Below are 21534 nucleotides of genomic sequence, written 5' to 3' on the forward strand. Positions count from 1 at the left end.
AAAACTGAACCAACCGAGAGGATCATCATGACCACGAAGACAGCCGAAAACTACGTTGCCCGAGCCCGAGCAGGGGGCTATGCAGTCGGTGGTTTCAATATGCACAACTCCGAGACCGCGCAAGCGCTGATCGAAGCGTCAAATCGCGCTCAATCACCAGTTTTCCTGCAGGTTGGGCGGGCGATCGTTCCTCATATGGGCCTCGAGGCGGCCTACCGCATGACTCGTCGTGAACTCGATGGTTCAAAAGCGGATGCGGTCATTCACCTCGACCACGGTACGTACGAGGAGGTCTTCGAAGCCTTGCGCCTCGGATTTGACTCGATCATGTTCGATGGCTCCCACTTACCGTTCGAAGAAAATTTGAAAACTACGCGTTACGTCGTTCAGGTAGCGCATTCATTCGGCGTCCCGGTGGAAGCAGAACTGGGCAGTATCCCCGATGCATCCAACGGGATTGACTGGTCAGCGCACTACACCAACGTCGACGAAGCCGAAAGATTCGTGGCAGAAACCGGTGTCGATTTCCTGGCGATCTCGGCAGGTGTGATGCACGGCATCACATCCGGTGATCCTCTGCCCCTGGACATCGAACGAATCCAGCGCATTCGCGATGTCACGGGCGTTCCCCTCGTTCTGCACGGTGCTTCGGGAGTGCCGGCGTCGGATATCAGAGCCGCGATCGCGGCTGGTGTGCACAAGCTGAACGCCGATACCGATCTCCGCCATGCCTTTCGCCGCGGTATTGAAGAGACCTGGGCCCAGGGTGACCGCCAGCTCGAAGACGCCATGTCTGAAGGAAAGCGCCAGATGATCGAGGCGACGATCGCAAAGATGCGCGAGTACGGGTGTGCCGGTGTCTCGACGACCGCCGTTTTGACCGAAGCGCGGGCGTGATGACGCAACCACTCGATCTCGACGAAGGCCAGAGAACCGAATTGAAGGGCATACGTCGAACCGCGGCACGGCGCATGGTCACGGCGTGGGAAGCGCCCGTGTTCCACCTCACGGTGGAGGTCGACATGACGGAGGCATCGCGTGCCAAGGTCGTCGTGCCGGGGGCGACCGTGACTGACGTGCTTGTTCTCGCAACCGCCCATGCTCTGACCGTTGTGCCGGCGGTAAATGTTCACGTCGACGGAGAAGCGGTCGTATCTTTCCAACGAGCTCACGTCGGAATAGCGGTCGCCACAGAGAAGGGTCTGACAGTACCGATTATTCATAACGCCGATCAATTGGATCTTGACGAGATCGCTGAGCGCAGGCGCGACATCGTCGGTCGTGCGCGTTCCGGCGGGTTGGGGCGCGACGACATTACTGGAGGGACCTTCACGATTTCGAATCTCGGCATGCTCGGCGTGACCCGCTTCGATGCCATCGTTAATGCGCCCCAGGCTGCGATCCTGGCGGTTGGAGCCACGATCCGCCGAAATGTCTGGACTGAGGATGGTGGGGGTTGGCGGCCCATCGCCGAATTAACTCTGACATCGGATCATCGTGCCCTGGATGGAGCGATTGCGGCCGAGTTTCTTTCTGCGTTGAAATCTAAACTGGAAGCTCCGGTATAACAACGTGCATGCAATGTCGGCGGGGGCTCGCAGTGCGGGCCGCCGCTCACTTGGCATCACTCTCGCAGTAGTCGCTCTGCCGTTTCCATATCCGTGACAAGGGTGTCGATCCAATGACCGCGCAGGGCCGCGCGCACAGCCTCGTATTTTGACCTTCCGCCAGCGACGGCAAATCGTCCGCCATGAGCGGGCAACTGTGCCAAGGTTACGCCGATCACCAGGGAATCGAGCTCGCTCTCGATCGGGATTCCCTCCGCGTCGATGAATCTCAGGTTGATCTGTCCGACGGCGCCAAGTGACTTGACCATTTCGAACTGTTCTACCGTGAAAAAGTTACCGCCCGGTTCCAGAGGCGCATCGATATTGCAGGTGCCGATACCGACAAGGGCCACGTTCAGCTCGTCCAGCGCCGCGATCGCTTCGCGAGTGTGCACGTCGTAGTTCATCATCGCGTCACGCACTTCCGCAGAAGACAGAACCCCGGGAGCGCGGATGAATAGGGGCGTTCCTCCGACGAGGTCGGCAAATCGCTGGGTGGATTGGGTGGAATCATGCTGCAGCTGTGGCGGGCCGACGTCCCCAAGCATCTCAACGATGCGAGTGGCGTCGGACCTTTTCTTCGACGGTTCGAGGGCAGCCACGAGCGAACGCAGGGACCGGCTCCACGAAGTAAAACCAATAGTTTTCCCCGACAGTTGCATTGCCCCAAGGATGAGCGCGGCGGCCTCACCGAGGTCGCGGTTGATGCCGGCCTCATCGCTCGGATCCAGCGCCTCCACGACGTGAACTTGGGACAACCCATAGCGAGCCTGAAGATCCTCTTCGATCTCCGCGTGTAGACCCTCCGGGATGACGACAATCGTTCGGACAATCTTCGCTTGCTCGGCTGCTTGAAGAAGCCGGGAGACGCGCGCCTGCGATATGCCCAAGCTTGACGCGATCTCGATCTGACGAATGCCGTGCGTGTAGTACATGCGCGCCACTTTTGTCATGAATCGGCGCAGTTCCAAATCAGCAGCCACGACCCCTCCTATCAATAAGTAACGCAAGTGTATCAAGATTCGCCGCTTGCAAGAATATACATATCGATCTAGGCTCAATACTTAGATTAATCTAATTCACCGGGCAAGGAGGCCGACGGATGGCGATCCCACGGCGTGTTCGCACTTGTCGCGTTCGTCCAGCCTCGCGTTTTGGCCGCGAAGGCAGCCAAGATTGCGCCGGCAAGGGTTCCGTTCTGCGTTTTTCGGTCAAGAATCGACGTGACAACATCTTCGAGTGGCACCCAGCGCAGTTTGATATTCACTTCCTCCGCAGTAGGAAGAAAATCGGACACTTCTGCCGACAGTTTTCATGCAAGAAAGACTCGGATTGCTTCGTTGCTGCCGCCTGGCGTGGGGAAGAAATCCAGCAGCAGTTCCCAACTCGTGGCGGCAAGTCCAGTTTCTTCCAACAATTCTCTCCGGGCGGCCGCTGTAGAGTCTCCGTTAGCAGCATCGAGAATGCCAGCTGGCAGCTCCCATTCACATGCCCGTATGGGATGGCGATACTGCCGAATCAGGAGGACACGATCGTCCTCGCCCAGGGCCACGATCACAACCGCACCGCGATGAGAGAGATAGCGCCGGGTCAAGATCGTATCGCCATATATGACCTCGTCGGATCATATATCCCACACCAGCTCCTCCAAGTCGGTCTTGGTGGAACGTACCTCGTGGTGCTCATGCACATCCGCCAGCTGACTAGACAATCGAGCGATTCCCTGTTTCTGAATTCAGAATTTGAGTCTTGCGCGTCATGACCGAGGCGAATCAGCCGGTGCCCGCTCGCATGCCGAAGTTATCTCTGGGCCGGATCGGCAGCACAGCGCAAGAAGACATCGATGAATCCTTGCGCGCGCTGCGCGAGATGCAACTGGACGTCAACGCGCACGCTCGAATCAGGGCCTATCGCCCACTTCCTACCGTGGCATTCAGCCGACGTGAGAGCCTGATGCCTGAATTCGCCGAAGCCTCGGCGGCCGCTCGTAGCTTCGGCTTTGACCCAGTGATCCGCCTCGCGGGAGGACGAGCAGTGGCGTACGACCAGACGTGCCTGATTATCGATCTCATGGCGCCCTTGGAGTTCTACAATAATCACATAGCGGCCTTTGAGGCTGGAGCTGGTTGTTTCCGGGATGTACTGGGTGACCTCGGCCTGGACGCTCGAGTAGGTCCAGTCGTGGGGGAATACTGCGCGGGTGACCACAGCGTCAACGCGCGTGGGCAGGTGAAGGTCGTTGGAATCGCTCAACGGGCCATGCGGCGGGCCAGACTTTTGACCGCTTGCCTCGTGCTGGAAACACCCGAGCGCCTGCGGCCAGTCGTGGACGCTGTCTACGGTGCAATGAAGCTTGAGTGGTCGCCAGCGAGTTTGGGGAGCGTGCGTGGCGAGGGGGCGCAAGGAACACTCGACGAAATCGTGCGCGAGCTCGTGAGCGGGCTCCAACAACGACACGCCGAATGGGCGTTCCCGCATTTAACTCAAATTGACGATGCGGGTACGTAAGACCGCTTGCTTTTGAGCGCAGAGGACTCCGCGAAGTATTTCCGTCAGTTGCGCATCATTAAATGTTGTACAGGGCTCTCGCCTCGTCCGGGGTCGCTATGGGCCGGCCGACTTCTCGCGCGATTTCCTGGGCCTGCTGAAGCAGCTCTAAGTTCGTCGGATTTCGAGCCGGATCATAGAACAATTCCAGTCCGGTTTTGATGTGGCCTCCGAGCTCGATTGCCCTGCGGAGGATCGAGGTGTCGTCGAGTGCTCCCTGACCCCAGATCGAGATGTACCAGGGATGTTTGACTTTCGCTTCTTCGATCATCCATAGGTAGTAGTACAGGCTCTCAAGACTCGGTTTCATGCCGTTCGTTCCGATGGGATCTGTAGCAGTGAGACCGTAGTCCCCGATGAGGTAAAAATCCCACATGGAGCCCGGCGTGGAGAGCCCTTTGTTGACGTAGTGCATGGCGTGGCGAAGGTGCCCGGGTTCGTAGACGCCGAAGACCATGGGGGTGCCTTGCTCACGCAACATCCTGATTTGGCTGCCAACGCGTTCGTAGTTGAACCCGAATTCTGGGCCCGCGAGGTATCCCTCGGCATCCGCTTCTGTAGCGAACAGCGTCAGCCCAGTGTCGACACAGGCAATCCGAACGTTCGCCTTCTCGACCAGGAAAGGAATGTGTTGGAGACCGTTCTCGTCCCCTTTGAGGCGCAGGTTGTTACAGGTCGTGGGGTACCAGGTGATGTTGGGGTGCTTGTGCAGCACCTTGTCCCAGGTGCGCATGTAGTCCTTGAAGGCGTCTTCGCCCATGAGGTCGAAACTGGTGTTGTGGGCATGGATCGCACCGGCTCCGGCTTCCCAGCACCGAATCGCTTCTTCCGCAATCTCGTCATAGGAAATTGGGGTGTTGGGGTTCATTTCTTTCGTACGGATCCCATTGATGTGAGACTCGATAATCACCGGGTAGTCCCAGTTCGGCTTCATGTCCGCATACTTGTCGAGGGCAGTGCCCATGGTTCACTTCTCTTTCTCACGATGACTTCATCTGCAGCGATGTAGTGCTTCGGCAAAACCGAACAATGAATTTGGACCCAGTCCGCAGACATTCGCCCGACTGCAAATCAAGAAGCCTTCAAACGAGTGCCGGACGGACGTAGTGTTTTCCAGTCAGAGTGTGCAACACACATGAAACGCGAACGCGATTGGAACTGGGCACCGTCAGCGACATCGCTGATGGGCGCTTCCGCGGGCATCCCCGTTCAAGTTGTGTTTGTTCAAAAAACCTTCCAACAGTTCGCGCCTCGATCGGCGTCATCGGCTGAGATGTCAACCGATTCCACCAGACGGCGCAACACGCTGATTTTTCGTACCGAGCACTATTCGTTGACAGATATATCCCGGTTGGGATATAAAATGAATATACACGCAGTTATTGAATAAAAACATACTTTGCTGGTGCGACGCAGAACTAGGAGGTTCTAAGTTGTCGAATTCGTTTGATGTTCGTCCGTACGAGATCCGCATCCCCGACGCAGATCTTGACGACATGATCCAGAGGCTGAAACGAACACGATTCCCTCAAGACTTTGGGAACGAAGACTGGCGCTATGGCTACAATACCGAGTACCATCGCACCCTCATCGACTACTGGATCAATGAGTACGACTGGCGCGCAGTAGAGCGCCAGATGAATGAACTCCCGCACTTCAAGGTCAACGTGATGGGTGTCCCGCTGCACTTCATCCATGTACGCGGCAAGGGGCCAAACCCGAAGCCGCTGCTTCTCCACCATGGCTGGCCCTGGACTTTCTGGGACGTGCGCAAGATCATAGGGCCTCTTACGGACCCGGTGAAGTTCGGCGGCTTGGAGTCTGATTCGTTTGACGTGGTTCTAATCTCCCTGCCCGGCTATGGGTTTTCCTCCCCGCTAACGGAGACGGGATGGAATTTCTGGAAGACCGCCGATCTCGAGAACGTCCTGATGAAGCAGATTCTTGGATACGACCGCTACGCCACCGCGGGGGGGGATTGGGGAGCGTTGATCGCACAACAGCACGGACACAAGTACGAATCCGACGTCATCGGTGTCTATACGCACTTTCCAGCGCAGATGTCGCATTATCTCGCAGATCATCCAGATCAGCCCGAGGGCGTGGCGTACGACTCTGCTTTGGGATTGCCAGCGGCAAGCGAATACTCCGATGACGAATCCGGCTGGTTCGATCGGGGCAAGTTGTTCGTCGAGAATGAGAGCGGCTACGGGGAGCTTCAGCTGACGAAGCCACAGACGCTCGCGGCGCTCGTCGCCGACTCACCTGCAGCGCAGCTGGCATGGATCACCGAGAAGCGGTACTTCTGGGGCCTCGCAGAGCGTGGCAGCGGCACAGAATTATTCGAGCGTGTTTGGCCAAAGGAAGACTTGATTACGACCGCCGCGGTGTACTTTCTCACGGGAACGGGCGGGACCTCCTCCCGGTACTACTGGGAATGCCGGGGGAACCCGTGGACGCCGAGTCATAATCGGTTTCCGGTCGTGGGAGTACCGACCGCGGTTTCGATATACCCGGGCGAGATTTACAAGCCGCCGAAAACCTGGACGGAGAAGTACTTTAACCTGCAGCAGTACCGGGTCCATAGCAGCGGTGGTCACTTCGCTCCTCTTGAAGAACCCGATATCTACGTGGCGGACGTCCGTGATTTCTTCCGAACTCTGCGCTGACGCAGGATCTTCGGGCGCCACATCGTAACGAAACGGTCACGTGTGGGCTGTCTGTCAAAATTCTCTTGCGTGCACGCGAAACGACCCTTAGTATCGCAATGAATCATTATTGATTTGTTGAATAAAAATGCACAACACCTGAATCTAGGCCTTACCCACGACAAAGGAGTCAAAGATGTCTCTCAGAAACAAACGCGGCGTGATCCGCCTCGCCGCCTTCGCGGCTGTTGCTGCGCTCGCACTCGCCGGGTGCACGTCGACCGCAGGTGGAGCCGACACGGCTTCCTCTGGGCCGATTGCCAAGGAGGACCTGGTCCTCGTTGCATCCGTGATCAACACCACCAACCCTTACTTCATCGCCAACATTGAGGGGGCTAAGGCTCTCTCCAAAAAACTTGACATTCCGCTCGAGATCATCGATTCACAGGGGTCGTCGCAGACTGAAATCTCAAAGATCCAGGCGATCTTGGCGCAGGGCAAGAAGGTCGTGATGTTCGTCAACACCGTAGCGAGCTCGGACACTCCGACGATCGTCGACGCCGTGAAGCGTGCCGGTGGCTTCGTATCGATCTGGTGGAACAAACCGGACAACTTCGAGCCCTGGGACTCGGGCGACAACTTTGTGGCCTTCCAGAAGCACGCTGGTGTGGATTCAGGCCGCTGCAACGCTAAGGCAATCGGCGACTCGCTGGGAGGTAAGGGCAACGTAATCATGTTCCCCGGCGTTGAGGACAGCACGACCAGTGCGACGCGTGTCGCCGGCTTCGAGGCTGAGATGCGTGAGAACTACCCTGACATCAAAATTCTCGAGAAGCAGGCTTCGAACTGGGATCCGCAGCTTGCTAACCAGAATTCAAAGGACCTGATCGCGAAGTACGGAGATCAGATCAATGGCGTCTGGAGCGCCGATGACGGCATGCAGCTCGGCGCGATCCAGGCCTTCGAGGATGCGGGTTTGCTGGACAAGGTCAAGTTCGCCTCCGACGGCCTTTACCCCGACACGGTGAAAATGATGAAGGAGGGCTACGGCAACAACGCCATTGTCGGGGAAACCTTCCACCGCGGCTACATGGCCTCCGCCATCGGTCTGTACACGGCCTACCTTGCCGCGACCGGAGAGATCGTCCCGTCCGAACTACCCAAGGACAAGCGCACGAGCTTCTTTGACATCAAGTGCGTAACGCCCGACACTCTTGGCGACTACCTTCAGTACGACGGTGCTGATGCTGCAGATAATTTCGTTGACGATCTCATCGCAAACGGCCCGTGGGACACCGAGCCGGCGACCCTTGTCGGCGGCGGTGGACCCGAGGTTCTGCCCACGCCGTAGCATTACGGCCAGCCTGTTCCCGGCCCTCGTCGATCAGACGGGGGCCGGGAACAGGCGCATAACCATTATGTGATCGGTATCTGCGAGGAGAATTCTCATGGTTCACAAAGTTTTAGCGGAACAGGTCGCGGGCGGCATGAACACCACCGCAATCAGGATCCGCGAATCTGGCATCGAGCGGCGCGCCCGGTTCCGGGGTCTAGCCGAACCGTTGAGTCTACTCGCGGCGCTGGTCGTCCTTATCGGTGTCTTTTCCCTGTTTAACGAGCGCTTTCTGACGGCGTCCAACCTTCAGAACGTGCTCACCCAGTCGGCTATCCCCTTGATCGTTGCCGTGGGGGCGACTCTGGTCATCCTTCTCGGATCCATCGACCTGTCCGTGGAGGGGGTCATGGGGGCGACCGGAATGACTTGGATCCTCCTTAGCGCCAATTCGCGCGGAGGAGCGGACCTGGGACCATGGGCTTGGGTCATCGCGCTCGGCGTGGCCCTCGTGCTGGGTGTCGCCAGCGGCCTCATTTTCACCGCGCTGAAGGTCCCATCATTTATCGTCACGCTGGGAATGTGGTATATCGGGCTCGGAATCGCCACAATGCTCTACGGGACCGACCTTCTCCCTCGCCTCGAGGACGAGGCGCTCAGCGGCTGGACTTCGCGCATTACTTTAGGGCTGCCTAACTCGTTCTGGGTGGCGCTGCTCGTTATTGGCCTCGGCATACTTGTTCTACGCAGTACCCGGATCGGCCGGGTAACTCTCGCCATTGGAAACAGCGAGACGATCGTGCGCTCGGCGGGCCTTCCCGCTTTCCGCGTCAAGGTCGCCGTCTTCGCCATTGCCGCTGTGCTCAGTGGCCTCGGCGGAATCCTTGCCACTGTCCAACTCGACATCGGTTCGCCCACTGTCGGTTCTGGTGTGCTCTTCATCGTCATCCCTGCTGTTGTCATCGGAGGTACGCACCTCGGCGGCGGAAAAGGTGGAATTTTGCGCACAGTGCTGGGCGTGTTCCTGCTGACAATCCTCAACAACGGACTCATCCTCTCCGGTGTCGAGTCGAGTTATCAGTCGGCGGTCACGGGAGTGATCCTGGTCGCAGCAATCGTGTTCGCAGCGTGGTCGCAGCGCGACAGATTACGGGTAGCAAAGTGATCGACATGACCACAACTCCCGCAGTGCTTCACCTGGACGCCGTCTCCAAAAGCTTTGGATCGAATCATGCCGTTCGCGGTGTGTCCCTCAGCATCCGATCCGGTGAGGTTATCGGACTTATTGGAGAGAACGGCGCTGGCAAGTCCACGCTATTGAAAATCCTTTCGGGCAACTATCGGCACGATGAAGGAACAATCGCCGTAAACGGACGAGAAGTCCAGTTTCGTGGACCAGCCGATGCCTTGCGGGCGGGGATCGGTGTCGTACACCAGGAGCAATCACTGTTCACAAACCTCACCGTCGCCGAAAACATCGAAGTCAATACTCCAATCGGCCGTGGCGGGATCAACCGGTTGGGGCTATACAACTGGCGACGCCTCTACGCGGACGCGGCCAAGGCACTCGACCTCATCGGATCGCACTTGAATCCGAGGACGCGAGTGAGTGACCTGTCGTTCGTTGACCGCCAGATGGTGGAGATCGCACGGGCGATCCGGGTCAGTGCCTCCAGCGACACGACTCCTCTCGTAATCCTCGACGAACCGACCGCGATTCTGGAGAGGACGGAGACCGAAATTCTAGAGAGGGAAATTTCCAAGCTTCGCAACATTGGTTCGGTAATCTTCGTCTCGCACCGACTCGACGAGGTCATGCGTATCTGCGATCGCGTCGTAGTCATGCGCGATGGCGAGTTGATTGCCGACCGGCGAGTCGATGACGTGACCGAAGATGAACTATTTCGACTCATGGTCGGTCGGGAGACGCACGCTGCTGTTCAAAGTCGGCGAAGTATTGAGCCGGCGAGCAGCCCGGTCATCTCGATTCACGACATCACCAAGGCAGGCGCCTATGCGGACGTGTCGATCAACGCCTACCCGGGCCGCATCCTGGCCATTCTGGGTACCAGCGGCTCCGGCCGTGAGTCTGTAGCGCGAGCGATCTTCGGGGCAGAAAGCTTCGATTCCGGATCCATCTCGATCGCGGGTTACTCCGGGCGCCACTTGTCCATCAAGAAGGCCGTCGCCCTTGGCGTGGGATATGTTCCCGCGGAGCGCAAGACGGAGGGAATGGTCGGGGAAATGCCGGCCGATCAAAACATCGCACTCACGCATCCAGGTTCCGCCGTCATCGGGCCGTTCGAGCTTCCCCGACGCAGGCTGGCTTTGGCACGTATGTGGTTTGAGAAGCTGGACATCCGGCCTCGAGAGCCAGAGCACATGCTGCAGGACTTTTCTGGCGGCAACCAGCAGAAGGTCGTCCTCGCCAAGTGGTTGAACTCTTCGCAGCTGAAGGCGCTCGTGCTTGACCACCCGCTCCGAGGCCTCGACCCGGGCGCGGGCGAGACAGTCAAAGCGCAGATCCGATCGGTATGCGATGACGGAACCGCGGTCATCCTCATTCCCGACACGATCGAAGAGGCGCTAGATATTGCCGACGACATCGTGGTGATGCGAGACGGACGGATCTCAGGCGTCTACGACCTTGGGCACGATAATCCCGCCACTCTGGACCTGCTCGAAAGGATGCTGTGATGACCAAGACTGACAACGAGACAACGAAGATCGCCGTGCCTACCCGCAGACGGTTGCAGGCCGTGAAGCGCATCGGAGGCTGGCATGCGATTGGCCCGATCGTCATCTTCCTTGTGATCCTCCTCGTCGTTGCGATCCTCACGCCAGCATTCATCGGGAGCGGAGGACTCGCGATTATCGCGTCGTCGTCGGCCCCTATCCTGTTGCTGGCACTCGGGCAGGCGATGGTGCTCAACGTTGGGTCGATCGACCTGTCGAATGCCGCGATTGGGCTGCTGGGAGCAATCCTTCTCGCGCTGACGCTCGGGCCAGTAGCCGGACTGTCTCCGCTGATCGTGCTCCTTGCCACCACCGCTTTTGGAGCCGTGAACGGTTTGATCCTGGCATACGCACAGGTACCGTCCTTCGCGCTGACACTGGGCACGCTGGGAATTTTCCAAGCAGCCGCGCTCGTGGCCAGCAACCGGACGACCGTCTACGTGGCCAGCAACGGGGAGAGCGTTCGCTCGTTGTACGAAAGCGGAATCGCCAATGTGCCGATGACGTTCTGGATGGGCGTCTTGCTTGCGGTCGCTCTCTGGGCGCTTCTGCGGTACACCCGCATCGGCCGAGGGATGACGGCAATCGGAAAGAACGAGTCTGCCGCGATCTTCTCTGCGGTGCGAACGCGCTCGCTCAAGGTGCTCGCCTTCGCGCTCTCCGGGTTTGCCGCCGGACTCGCTGGCATCGCGATCATCGCGCAGGCAGGGTCCGCGTCACCCACAGGCCTGGGCAGCGATCTGCTACTTCCCGCCATTGCCGCAGCTCTGATTGGAGGAACGTCGATCTCCGGAGGTGTAGTTAATCCGCTCACGGTGATCTTCGGAGCGCTGACCGTTGCCCTTGTTCCCATCGCGACGACCGCAGTCGGCATCGAGGCCCAGGCGCAGAGCTTGGTCTACGGTGCGGTCATCATCGCGGTGGTTGCCCTCACCATGTCGCGCAACAAGTCAAGCATTGTCAAGTAACAAACGAGAGGGAACATACATGTCTGCTGCGAACATCATGGAAGCGACCAACTCTGGCGTGCTCAAACACCTCGAGCCCCGCGAGGTGTTCCGATTCTTCGAAGTACTCACCAGCATCCCGCGAGGCTCGGGTAATGAGGAGCAGATCGCCAACTGGGTTGTAGATTTCGCGCGCTCGTGTGGACTTGAGGCGACGAAGGATGACCTGCACTGTGTACTCGTGCGCAAGCTCGGTCAGGGTGGCCTTGAGAACGCAGCGCCGCTGATCCTGCACGGCCATCTGGATATGGTCTGCGAAAAAGCCGAAGGTGTCGAGTTCGACTTCGTGAACCAACCGCTGAGCCTCATCGTCGACGGCGACTACATCTCGGCGGCGGGAACGTCTCTGGGGGCGGACAACGGAATCGGAGTGTCCTACATTCTCGCGCTGCTGGAATCGAAGGATATTCCTCATCCACCGCTGGAGGCAGTCCTCACCGCTATGGAGGAAAAGGGCAAGGTGGGGGCCGGACAGTTTGACGTCGGGCAACTCGCCGGGCGCCGGATGATCGATTTTAACTGGATCACGGACGAGGAGATCCTCGCGGGGTGCAGTGGGGACGTGACGTTTACCGTTGATGTCCCAGGTGAGTTTGAGCCAGTGCCTGTTGACTTGGGCAGTGCGCGCTCGCTCGAGGTACGCGGGCTCAATGGCGGTCACTGCGAATTCGACATTCAGTTCGAGCGGGCGAACGCCCTGCAGGTCCTGGCCCGCGCGATCCACAAGCTGGCGGGCGCGTACGACCTGCGCATTGCCGCCCCTTTCGGAGGCGCTCAAAATAGCGCTATCCCGGCCGATGCATCCGCTGTTATCGTCTTCAACGACAGGGACACGAATTCGATTGCGGTTCTCATCGCCGAGCTTGACGTAGAACTCAAGAGTGAGTACCAGATTTCTGACCCCGCGATTCGGGTCGAGCTCAAGACTGCAGAGCGTCCGGATGTTGCGTTTTCGCGCGCCGCCGGTCTCCGGCTGATGTCCATTGTGCGTCTTATTCCCCAGGGGGTGATCAGCTGGAATCTGCACGTCCCCGGTCGCGTCGAGACGTCGAACAACGTCGGAACGGTTCGGCTGACTCCTGAGGGTGCACGTGTGATGTCGACGGTCACGTCGGCCCTCACCTCGCGGAAGCACGAGCTGATCGAACGCGTACAGGCGCTCGTAGCGCTCGCAGGCGGCGGTGCCGTGTGCGAGCTCTACGGCCTCGACGCTCCAGAGTTTCCGTATCGTCCGCAATCTCAACTTTTGGCGACGGCATCCGAGGCTTACCGTGACGTGCTCGGCAAGGAGCCCAACGTAGAGGTGTCGCAGTGCTCTCTTGAGCTCGGTATGTTCAGCAGGCGGGTGCCGGTCGCCGATATCATCTCGATCGGCACCGAGCTTCAAGCTCTGCATTCCTCCGCCGAGAGGGTCAGCTACAAGTCTGTGGAACGCGTCTGGCCGCTGATCAAGGCGGTCGTGTCGCGACTGGGATAAACGGAAGCGTTCCGGGAAGGACAGGGGGCGGGATATAAGCTGGTGAGTTTTTTCAGTCCCGCGTCAGACTTCACATCTTCTTCGCCTAATTATGCGCCGCAGTCAGGGCAGCCGTACTGATGCGGTCTAATTGGTCGATTTTTTCGCGTTTAAGACTTTTCCGTCGAGTTGCGTTTTCGGGAGTGGATGCTCCTATTGATGTCAAGCGGCCTTTGGGGTGGGTTTCGATTGCCGGGATTGGTCGTCGAGCCAGGCGCTGAAGCTGGTTTCCAGGTCGGTGTCGGCGCGTTGTCCTATCTCGAGTCGACGTAAGCGCTGGTAGGGAACGTTGAGCTGTTTGGCCGCGTCGGTAAGGACGATGCCGAGCGTCTGGCGGCGTTGCCGTAGCCGTGGTCCACCGGGCAGAGGGACAGCGGGATTTTGGGTGAGCAATGCAAATATTTCGTTGGCGACGTGGCGTTTGAGGCAACGGACGATGTCGCGGTCGGAAAGGCCTTCAGCGGTGCGTCGGGCGATGTAGGCCATAGTCCGAGGTTCCTTGTGGCGTTTGCGGAGCAGGACAATACGGTGCAGGGCAGCGTTAGCTTGCCGGTCACCACCGCGCGAGAGACGAAAACGCTGCCGCTTTCCCGAAGATGCCGGAATAGGTGCAACGCCGCAGAGAGCGGCAAACGGGGCCTTGGTGGAGATGCGATCTGGGTTGTCGCCGGCAGTGGCGAGCAGGTGCGCGGCAACAAACGGGCCCACACCGCTTGCGGCCATGAGAGCCGGATTCTGCCGGCTGGCGAGTTGGCCGAGTTGACTGTCGATAAGAGCAATATCCGCCGTCAGTACCTGATGGCGTTGCGCGAGGCGTTTCGCTGATGCCCGCACGATCAGCTCCGGCGTGGTGCCCGGTGCGGGTCGTGTGCGCGCGAGCGCAACCGTGAGTTTATTACCGTCGTATCGGCGAAAATCCTGCCGGATGACCTCGGGCGCGCTCACCAACAAGGCACGGATTTGATTGATACTAGCCGTGCGCGCCTTGGTGGCAGAGCAGCGTTCGGCAAGTAAGACCCGCATCGACTCGACGTCACCATCGCGTTGTTTCGGGGTTGATAACCCGCGCCCGGCCAGAACCGACATCGCCGCTTGGTGGGCGTCGAGGGGATCGGATTTGCCGCGCAGTCGACGCTCGGCACGGTTGGCGCGATTGACCTCGAGAACGCGCATTCCGGCATTGGCCAACACGCGGGCAAGTTCCGCACCGTAAGAGCCGGTGCCTTCAACGCCAACAGCATCCACGATGCCGTAGGCGTGGAGGAACTCGATGATTTTCCGATAGCCGCTCCCGACTGCCAAGAATTCCCGGTCGGCGATCGGTTGTCCATGGTCGTCAACGATGGCGACGTAGTGCGTGTCTTTGTGGGTATCAACCCCGGCGAAGATGATTCGTGGTGACTCGGCCGCGATGGTGATTTGTGGCGGTTCAAGAATTGCAACTGTCATGACTTCGGTACTCCCGTTTCGTCGTTGAAGGGAAATCACCGTTGGGTCGGAAGGGCAGACAGCACAGAGGTGAGACTGTTGGCCAGGCTCCTATCAAGTCATGTCGCCCCGATCAAGCAGCATTAGCGGCTCTGGTGCGGCGGACAGATCCACTCAAAGACAACCTCGAAAGGAGTCAGTGTAATTTTGAGTCACCCCGCACCAGAGTCACATCCAGTATCTCTGTGTAGTTTCCCGCCTCGGGGCGTTGGATCAACAACGCAAGAAATCATCGTGTGATGTCAGTGAGTACCGATCAAAGTTCCTCACAGAAAGACACATCACACGACCCTTCTATGGTTGAAGTCAAGCTGTAAGGGTCGCCAGTGAGCGATAGATGCTGCGGGCGATGAATCGTTTGAGGCAGCGGTGGATCTCTCGCCGGGTCTTGCCTTCGGCGGTTCTTCTGTCAACGTAGCTTTTCGTCGTGGGGTCGGTGATCATGCGGCAGCGGGCAATAATGTGGAGCGCTCGGTTCAGTTGACGGTCGCCGTGGCGGTTGAGGCGATGCCGGGTCGTATTTCCCGATGATGCCGGAATTGGGCTACCGCCAGCCAACGCCGCGAAGGCGGCTTCCGAGCGCACTCTGCCTTGGTGGGAATAAGCGGTCAGGATGATAGCGGCCGTGAATGGTCCGACACCGGGGATGTCCTGAATGCCTGGAGCGAGTTCGTCGACGTGCTTTGACAGGGCCGCGTGATTCGTTTCCAACTCGCGAGTGCGCTGGTGGATCGCGGAGGCGAGCCTGCGGGCTTCAGATCGGGCGACGGCAGCGGCAGTGTCATCGCTGGAGCGATCGCGCCATGTGGCGATGATGTCGACTTGAGTATTGGTCAGGGGTGCGCGGACGTCGAGGCCCAGGTTGATTATCCGCAGGAGCGCGTTGAGCGCGTTGCGGTCGCTGGTGCGTTGGGAATCGATACTGTGTCTCGCGACGAGCAGAACTCGAAGGGCGCTGCGAAGCCCGTCGGCGCGCGGCAGAATCAGCGCGGTCGCATCGGTGCCAAGCGCGGTGCGGGCGGCAGCCACGGCATCGATTTGGTCGGTTTTACGGTGACCATCCCGGGCCTGCCGTTTGGGTGGTTTGACCTCGCAGACGCGGATCCCCGCGGTGGTGAGAGCGCGAGTCACGGTTGCTCCGTAGGAGCCGGTGCCCTCGACAGCGGCAAGCTGCTGCCCATCCGAGCGTCGCTCAATCCATGCGATCGCGCGGGCGGTGCCAGCGTCGGTGGTGGGAAACGAAGCGGTGTCAATGACTGCGCCAGTAGCGGCAGCAACGACTGCGTAGGTGTGCGTTTTGGCGTGGGTATCCACGCCGATGACGTATTTGTATGTGTCAGCCACGGTGCTCACGAAGTGTCTTCTTCCGGTAAATGGTTCGTTATCCGGGCCTGGGAGAATTGTCGCGAGGCAGATCTCTAATGAGTCACACCCCCGCCGGAGCGTGGGTGGACAACCTTCTATGAAGCCATCGAAACGGGTCAGGCCGGCACCGACCTAGCCCAGCGGACAGGTCGTGTGAAAGCCACCGCTTTCGCGGGACAGATGGCTCTTGAGTCACGTTGGGAAAGGCCGATACCAGCTTGCCAGCAAGCCCCAGGCCAGCTACTAACCATTAGAGATGGCTCTAGACCAGTCTGCCCTGCTTGAGCTCCTCGCAGAACTCAAGCTCACCCATGTCCCCAACCGTATTCGCGTCGCGACCGAAACCCTTCACTAAGAACTCATCGATGCCGAGGCGGCCGCCCTCATCGGCGCCGACACCGGCATCTCCAAGTCCGAAGTATCCCGAAATTGCAAGGATTGGACGGGGAAGTCGCTGCGTTTCGTGACCGGGACCCCTACGTGACCGGGACCCCTACGTGACCGGGACCCCTACGTGACCGGGACCCCTACGTGACCGGGTACCCCTGCGTGTTTCTCGACACCACGGATTGCGAGGCCCGTGTCAACCACCGCGTCATCTCCCAAGCTACGATCGTCGCCATCGGCGTGCCGCCGATAGACGCCGCGAGGTCCTCGGCTTCTCCGGAGGTGACAGCGAGACCGAGGTGTTCTAAACCAGCTTCCTCCGGTCGTTGAAAATCCGCGGCCTCGACGGTGTCAACCTCGTCATCTCCGACTCGCACTCCGGTTTGAAGAAGGCCATCCGCACCATCTTCGCCCCTCCCGACGCCAAGCACGTTCAGGCGCAGTTCGACGAGGTGACCCGCATGCTCGAACGCTCCCACCCCAAAGCAGCCCAAATGCTCCACGACGCCCGCAGCGACCTGCTCACGTTCTGCGGGTTCCCGCCCAAACACTGGCGGCAGATCCGGCCAACCAACCCCATCGAGCGCCTCAACAAAAAGATCAAACGCCAAACCTCATCGTCGGCGTATTCCCCAACCCTGCAGCTCTGCTCCGCCTCGGCGGCGCTGTCCACGGCGAGCAACACGACGAGCGGAAGCCTCAACCCGCCGCTACTGATCAGCGGGCTCCGTGCGCCAACTGGATGCATTCAACAACGCCCTCGCAACCATCGACGCCAGCATCCTCACGGGGGTGATTCCCCTTCCCGAACTCACTGCAGCATGATCAGAACCACTGACCTGCACGGTGTCGAGAAACTCCACAGAGATAATGGATGTTGCTTTGGTGCGCCGAACCTCCTGCAGCGCCGTGCAGCGATCTCCGCCCCCAAGAAGGGGTCATTTTCTTTTTCATGCTATAGATATAAGTGAGCATATTTCCAAGTCGACGCACGGTAGGCCAGCGAGGCAAAGTTGCCGACTGCGAGCCTATTCGTCTCGACCGCGAAGCGCTGAATTTCTACTTAAACTCCACCTCGTATCGGTAGATCTCGGAAGGCGTGATGACCATGACATCCCATAGCCGCAAAAGTCATTCCCGGACTGCGATATCTGACACAGCCCCAGCGACAACAGAGAAGAGCGTTGCTGATCGGGGTGGTTCGAGCGAGCGCCAAGAGGCGTTGGAAAAGAATCTGTTGGAGCAGACCATAAGTCTGCAAGACGCGATCTTCAACAGCGTCAATTTTTCCAGCATTGCTACTGACGCCGACGGTGTCATTCAGATTTTCAATGTGGGCGCGCAACGCCTGCTCGGCTATACAGAGCAAGAAATCGTGAACAAGGTTGTACCGGGAGACTTGCACGATCCAGAAGAAATCATTGCCAGAGCAACCGAGCTGAGTGCCGAGCTCGGGACGAAAATTGAGCCTGGTTTTGAAGCCCTGGTTTATAAAGCCAGCCGGGGAATCGAAGACATCTATGAATTGACTACGATTCGCAAGGATGGCAGCCGCTTTCCAGCCACAATTTCGGTCACGGCATTACGTGACGCCGACAAAAAGATTATCGGCTACTTGTTGATCAGCGCCGACAACACGGCGCGCAACCAGGCATCGATCGCCCAATCTGTACTCGACCAACGACTGCGCGACCAACAGTTTTATACACGGTCTCTCATTGAATCCAACATCGATGCGCTCATGATGACCGATACCAGGGGGATCATCTCTGACGTGAACCAGCAGATGATCGAACTAACCGGGCGCACCAGGGACGAGCTCATTGGCGCCCCCTGCCGCAACTTCTTCACCGACCCAGCCCGGGCTGACACGGCGATCAAACGTGCTCTGGCGGAAGGCAAGGTGTGCGACTACGAACTCACAGTGCGGTCCATCGACGGCGATGAGACCGACGTGTCCTACAACGCCGCGACTTTCTACGATCGAGATCGAGTGGTGCAGGGCGTTTTCGCCTCGGCCCGTGATGTCACCGAGCGCAAGCGCCTGGAGGGAGCGCTTCGTAAAACGAACATTGATCTGGAACAAGCCAGCCGCATGAAGACGAAGTTTCTCGCAACGATGTCACACGAATTGCGCACCCCGCTGAATGCCATCATCGGGTTCTCTGAAGCGCTCAAGGACGGTCTCATGGGGGAGATGACCGCCTCCCAGCGTGAGTACGTTGGGGACATCTATGCCAGCGGGCACCACCTCTTGTCCCTCATCAATGACATCCTCGATTTATCCAAAGTTGAGGCTGGAATGATGGACATCGAGTTGGAACCGGTTAATGTGCGTGCACTACTGGACCAAAGCCTATTGATCGTGCGAAGTGATGCTTCGGCTCATGGCCTTCACCTCGCGTTTGAGGGAGCGGATAACCTGGGAAAACCGTTGCTCGACCGACGGAAAACCAAACAAATCGTGTACAACCTGCTGTCGAACGCTGTCAAGTTCACACCCGACAACGGGACGATCACACTTAAAGCAAGCCGAGTAGCCCGTAGCGCCGTTGGGACGATCGCCGGTACCCGGCCGGTGCATGATTTTCCGCTGCCTAAGAGCGACATCGAACACTTTTTGGAGATTCGCGTCGACGACACCGGAATGGGTATTTCCGCCGAGAACATATCAAAACTTTTTCTTGCCTTCAGTCAGATCGATAGCACCTTGGCGCGAAAGTTCGAAGGCACCGGACTCGGTCTCGCCACAGTCAAACAAATGGTGGAGCTTCAGGGTGGCACCGTGGCCGTGGCAAGTGAGATGGGTGAGGGGGCCAGTTTTGTCATCTGGATTCCAATCGGAGCGACCGACGACATCGCCCCAGCTTGGTCGGGCACGGAGGCAAAAATGTCGCGGGGTGGCGCCGAGCTGCGCGCCGCGAAAAGTACGGGCACAGTACCCAGGTCGATAGACGACGCGCCCAAACCTCATCCTTACCACGGCTCCGACAGCGCGGACAGTGCGGACAGTGCGGCGAAGCCTGAGCCGCTTGTCCTCGACGGTGGATCCGCAGACGCGGCAGGAGGTGATGTTTCAAATCGGGAAGACAAGGGTGCCGTGGGTGTCTCCTTGCTGTCGGACAAGCGTGACCGTGAGGCCGCTGCCGTGAAAGAATCGACGGGAACGTCGCCGGGGGCGACCGAGAGTCTGCAGGGTCTGCCCGCACACGATGGATCGGAGAAGAAACACGTTGCCCTCATCATTGAGGACGACATCAAGGGCGCTGAAGTGCTGCGGCTCCTGTTGGAGGCCGAAGGATTTCGGGTCATTGTCGCTAACAGCGGCGAAGAGGGGTTAAAAATTGCTCCGCACCAGAATCTGAGTATCATCACCCTGGATATCCGTTTGCCGGGAATTGACGGTTGGGGTTTTCTGATGCGCCTGCATGAGATCTCTGATCTCGCCGCGGTGCCGATCGTGATTATCGCCGGAGCAGCCGATGTGAGCCTGGCCTTGACCCACGGTGCGGCCGCTGTACTGGAAAAGCCGATCAGTCGGGCCGCGCTGCAACAGTCGTTGGACGCGCTGGGCCTCAGCCCTGACTCCTTGCGCACCCGACGCGTTCTGGTTGCTGACGATGATCCCGAAACCGTTGACGTGATCGCACGATTTTTGACCGAACCGGAATATGCAGTTGAGCGCGCTTTCACCAAGGAGGCGGCCATCGAGATGGCGCAGAGGTTGCATCCGGACCTGGTTCTTCTTAACCTCATGATGGAAGGATTCAGCGGTTATCAGGTCGTGTTGGCGCTGCAAAGCGACGCGACGACCGAACAGATCCCCGTGTTGATTGTGACCGGTAAACCGCTCACTAAGCAGGAATCAGCGGTGGTGGATAGCGACCCGAGTCAGCCAGTGCGGGTGCTGGGCACGGAGAACTTCGACCGAACGTCCTTCATCGCCGAGGTCAAGCGCGCTCTGCGCTCGAGCAGCTCTCGGGGCAAGTCGGCGGGCACATGACGACGTGGCCAGAATTCTGATCGCTGAAGACAACCCCGTCAATATGAAGCTTGACACCCTGCTCGTGCGACATGCCGGCCATACGACGCCGTGGGCCGCTGATGCCGAAAGCGGATTGTTGATCGCTCGGGTGGAAGTGCCGGATCTGATTCTGATAGATATCCAGTTGCCAGGGATGGACGGGTTCGTCGCTACTGCCCAGCAAAATAATGACCCCCTTACTGCTGAAATTCCGGTCATTGCGCTGACCGCGCTGGCCATGACTCATGATCAGGACCGAGTGCGTCAGGCCGGATGTGGCGCATACATCACCAAGCCGATGCACTATCAAGAGCTTTAGGACACGATCACGTGGCTCTTGCAGCGAGCTGCGGATAATGCCGCGTCGGTTGAGGCAGAGCCACTGACACGCAATGCGCCCGCTGCACTTGGCCAAGTTGCGGGCAGCCCCATTAAAACAGTTGCCGTTGGAGTCTGACCAATAGGAAAGCTACAGACTCGGGTTGCTCACGCGTCATCCGCTTTATCTCCACTATGAGCGTTATTCGTAGCGCAGCGACTCGATCGGGTTCTGCTTGGCGGCTCGCTGGGCTGGAAGGGTTCCAGAGAGAAAAGCGATCACCATGACCAGCAGAATGACGAAAGTCACTGACATCGGTTCGAACAACAGAATATTCAGTCCCGGCAGCCCGGAGAGGAAACCCTGTGAGAGCACGGCACTCAACGCCGAGCCAAGGCCGATGGCCACTCCGGCCCCGATCGCGCTGCCGAGAAACCCGATAAAAATGGCTTCGAGACTGAACAGGGTATAGACCTGGCAGTTTCTAGGGGTCGTTGCGAATCGTGTGTGCCTTAGTTCTGTGTCCTAATCGTCTCATGGCCTGATGGGGTGTGCGG

General features: G+C 58.8%; 18 protein-coding genes and 1 pseudogene. 12 read left to right on the forward strand and 7 right to left on the reverse strand.

Features of this window, described 5'->3' with window-relative positions:
- The first annotated feature begins 27 nt into the window (after positions 1 to 27).
- Together CXY73_RS08385 and CXY73_RS08390 are read left to right on the forward strand one after the other, a co-directional pair.
- Positions 28 to 897: a class II fructose-bisphosphate aldolase gene (locus CXY73_RS08385; protein ID WP_104134595.1), complete on the forward strand. Its 870-nt coding sequence runs from the start codon at positions 28 to 30 to the stop codon at positions 895 to 897.
- Positions 897 to 1568 (forward strand): 2-oxo acid dehydrogenase subunit E2, encoded by a 672-nt coding sequence (locus CXY73_RS08390; RefSeq protein WP_104177437.1) that lies wholly within the window; start codon positions 897 to 899, stop codon positions 1566 to 1568. Before CXY73_RS08385 ends, CXY73_RS08390 begins: the two co-directional genes overlap by 1 nt.
- A gap of 56 nt (positions 1569 to 1624) precedes the next feature.
- On the opposite strand, the gene CXY73_RS08395 is transcribed toward CXY73_RS08390, so the two are convergent.
- The 3 genes from CXY73_RS08395 to CXY73_RS22715 are packed head-to-tail and all read right to left on the reverse strand — an operon-like array spanning position 1625 to position 3201.
- Positions 1625 to 2668 (reverse strand): sugar-binding transcriptional regulator, encoded by a 1044-nt coding sequence (locus tag CXY73_RS08395; RefSeq protein WP_146071692.1) that lies wholly within the window; start codon positions 2666 to 2668, stop codon positions 1625 to 1627.
- Between the two features lie 8 nt (positions 2669 to 2676).
- Positions 2677 to 2904, reverse strand: a complete 228-nt coding sequence (locus CXY73_RS22710; RefSeq protein WP_233198219.1) for a hypothetical protein — start codon at positions 2902 to 2904, stop codon at positions 2677 to 2679.
- A 15-nt stretch (positions 2905 to 2919) separates the two neighbouring features.
- Positions 2920 to 3201 (reverse strand): NUDIX domain-containing protein, encoded by a 282-nt coding sequence (locus CXY73_RS22715; RefSeq protein WP_255411372.1) that lies wholly within the window; start codon positions 3199 to 3201, stop codon positions 2920 to 2922.
- Positions 3202 to 3356: 155 nt separating this feature from the next.
- Here CXY73_RS22715 and CXY73_RS08405 point away from each other — a divergent pair, with 155 nt between their 5' ends.
- Positions 3357 to 4115 (forward strand): hypothetical protein, encoded by a 759-nt coding sequence (locus tag CXY73_RS08405; RefSeq protein ID WP_233198221.1) that lies wholly within the window; start codon positions 3357 to 3359, stop codon positions 4113 to 4115.
- A gap of 58 nt (positions 4116 to 4173) precedes the next feature.
- On the opposite strand, the gene CXY73_RS08410 is transcribed toward CXY73_RS08405, so the two are convergent.
- Positions 4174 to 5118, reverse strand: a complete 945-nt coding sequence (locus CXY73_RS08410; protein ID WP_104134591.1) for a 3-keto-5-aminohexanoate cleavage protein — start codon at positions 5116 to 5118, stop codon at positions 4174 to 4176.
- Positions 5119 to 5587: 469 nt separating this feature from the next.
- On the opposite strand from CXY73_RS08410, the gene CXY73_RS08415 reads away from it, so the two are divergent.
- The 6 genes from CXY73_RS08415 (at position 5588) to pepD (ending at position 13355) form a co-directional block, all read left to right on the forward strand.
- Complete coding sequence (locus tag CXY73_RS08415; protein WP_104177440.1) at positions 5588 to 6823, forward strand: epoxide hydrolase family protein; 1236 nt, start codon at positions 5588 to 5590, stop codon at positions 6821 to 6823.
- Positions 6824 to 6998: 175 nt separating this feature from the next.
- Complete coding sequence (locus tag CXY73_RS08420) at positions 6999 to 8153, forward strand: sugar ABC transporter substrate-binding protein (RefSeq protein ID WP_104134589.1); 1155 nt, start codon at positions 6999 to 7001, stop codon at positions 8151 to 8153.
- Positions 8154 to 8250: 97 nt separating this feature from the next.
- Positions 8251 to 9300: an ABC transporter permease gene (locus CXY73_RS08425; protein ID WP_104134588.1), complete on the forward strand. Its 1050-nt coding sequence runs from the start codon at positions 8251 to 8253 to the stop codon at positions 9298 to 9300.
- Between the two features lie 5 nt (positions 9301 to 9305).
- A complete protein-coding gene (locus tag CXY73_RS08430) occupies positions 9306 to 10832 on the forward strand; it encodes a sugar ABC transporter ATP-binding protein (RefSeq protein WP_146071693.1) in 1527 nt (508 codons plus the stop codon).
- A complete protein-coding gene (locus CXY73_RS08435) occupies positions 10832 to 11839 on the forward strand; it encodes an ABC transporter permease (protein WP_104134586.1) in 1008 nt (335 codons plus the stop codon). The genes CXY73_RS08430 and CXY73_RS08435 overlap by 1 nt, the downstream gene beginning before the upstream one ends.
- A gap of 19 nt (positions 11840 to 11858) precedes the next feature.
- Entirely contained in the window at positions 11859 to 13355 is a 1497-nt protein-coding gene (gene pepD, locus CXY73_RS08440; RefSeq protein ID WP_104177441.1) for a beta-Ala-His dipeptidase, read from the forward strand.
- Between the two features lie 201 nt (positions 13356 to 13556).
- Here pepD and CXY73_RS08445 read toward each other — a convergent pair whose 3' ends face one another.
- Together CXY73_RS08445 and CXY73_RS08450 are read right to left on the reverse strand one after the other, a co-directional pair.
- Entirely contained in the window at positions 13557 to 14843 is a 1287-nt protein-coding gene (locus CXY73_RS08445) for an IS110 family transposase (protein WP_233198222.1), read from the reverse strand.
- Positions 14844 to 15188: 345 nt separating this feature from the next.
- Positions 15189 to 16235 (reverse strand): IS110 family transposase, encoded by a 1047-nt coding sequence (locus tag CXY73_RS08450; protein WP_104177442.1) that lies wholly within the window; start codon positions 16233 to 16235, stop codon positions 15189 to 15191.
- A gap of 397 nt (positions 16236 to 16632) precedes the next feature.
- Between CXY73_RS08450 and CXY73_RS22720 the strand changes: the two are divergent.
- The 3 genes and pseudogenes from CXY73_RS22720 to CXY73_RS08465 all read left to right on the forward strand — a co-directional run.
- Positions 16633 to 17325 (forward strand): annotated as a pseudogene (locus CXY73_RS22720) (transposase); the annotation flags it as partial.
- 531 nt (positions 17326 to 17856) lie between these two features.
- Positions 17857 to 20637 (forward strand): PAS domain S-box protein, encoded by a 2781-nt coding sequence (locus CXY73_RS08460; protein ID WP_199185313.1) that lies wholly within the window; start codon positions 17857 to 17859, stop codon positions 20635 to 20637.
- 4 nt (positions 20638 to 20641) lie between these two features.
- Positions 20642 to 20977, forward strand: a complete 336-nt coding sequence (locus tag CXY73_RS08465) for a response regulator (protein ID WP_104177445.1) — start codon at positions 20642 to 20644, stop codon at positions 20975 to 20977.
- Between the two features lie 201 nt (positions 20978 to 21178).
- On the opposite strand, the gene CXY73_RS08470 is transcribed toward CXY73_RS08465, so the two are convergent.
- Positions 21179 to 21442 (reverse strand): FtsX-like permease family protein, encoded by a 264-nt coding sequence (locus CXY73_RS08470; RefSeq protein WP_255411374.1) that lies wholly within the window; start codon positions 21440 to 21442, stop codon positions 21179 to 21181.
- Between the last annotated feature and the right edge of the window lie 92 nt (positions 21443 to 21534).

The sequence above is a fragment of the Cryobacterium sp. Y50 genome (genome assembly GCF_002929805.1).
Taxonomy (GTDB): Bacteria; Actinomycetota; Actinomycetes; order Actinomycetales; family Microbacteriaceae; genus Cryobacterium.

What these genes read in the sequence shown, in the direction of transcription:
- CXY73_RS08385 (WP_104134595.1), top strand. Translation starts at nt 28, where the DNA reads ATGACCACGAAGACAGCCGAAAACTACGTTGCCCGAGCCCGAGCAGGG.
- CXY73_RS08390 (WP_104177437.1), top strand. Translation starts at nt 897, where the DNA reads ATGACGCAACCACTCGATCTCGACGAAGGCCAGAGAACCGAATTGAAG.
- CXY73_RS08410 (WP_104134591.1), bottom strand. Translation starts at nt 5,118, where the DNA reads ATGGGCACTGCCCTCGACAAGTATGCGGACATGAAGCCGAACTGGGAC.
- CXY73_RS08420 (WP_104134589.1), top strand. Translation starts at nt 6,999, where the DNA reads ATGTCTCTCAGAAACAAACGCGGCGTGATCCGCCTCGCCGCCTTCGCG.
- CXY73_RS08425 (WP_104134588.1), top strand. Translation starts at nt 8,251, where the DNA reads ATGGTTCACAAAGTTTTAGCGGAACAGGTCGCGGGCGGCATGAACACC.
- CXY73_RS08430 (WP_146071693.1), top strand. Translation starts at nt 9,306, where the DNA reads ATGACCACAACTCCCGCAGTGCTTCACCTGGACGCCGTCTCCAAAAGC.
- CXY73_RS08435 (WP_104134586.1), top strand. Translation starts at nt 10,832, where the DNA reads ATGACCAAGACTGACAACGAGACAACGAAGATCGCCGTGCCTACCCGC.
- pepD (WP_104177441.1), top strand. Translation starts at nt 11,859, where the DNA reads ATGTCTGCTGCGAACATCATGGAAGCGACCAACTCTGGCGTGCTCAAA.
- CXY73_RS08445 (WP_233198222.1), bottom strand. Translation starts at nt 14,843, where the DNA reads ATGACAGTTGCAATTCTTGAACCGCCACAAATCACCATCGCGGCCGAG.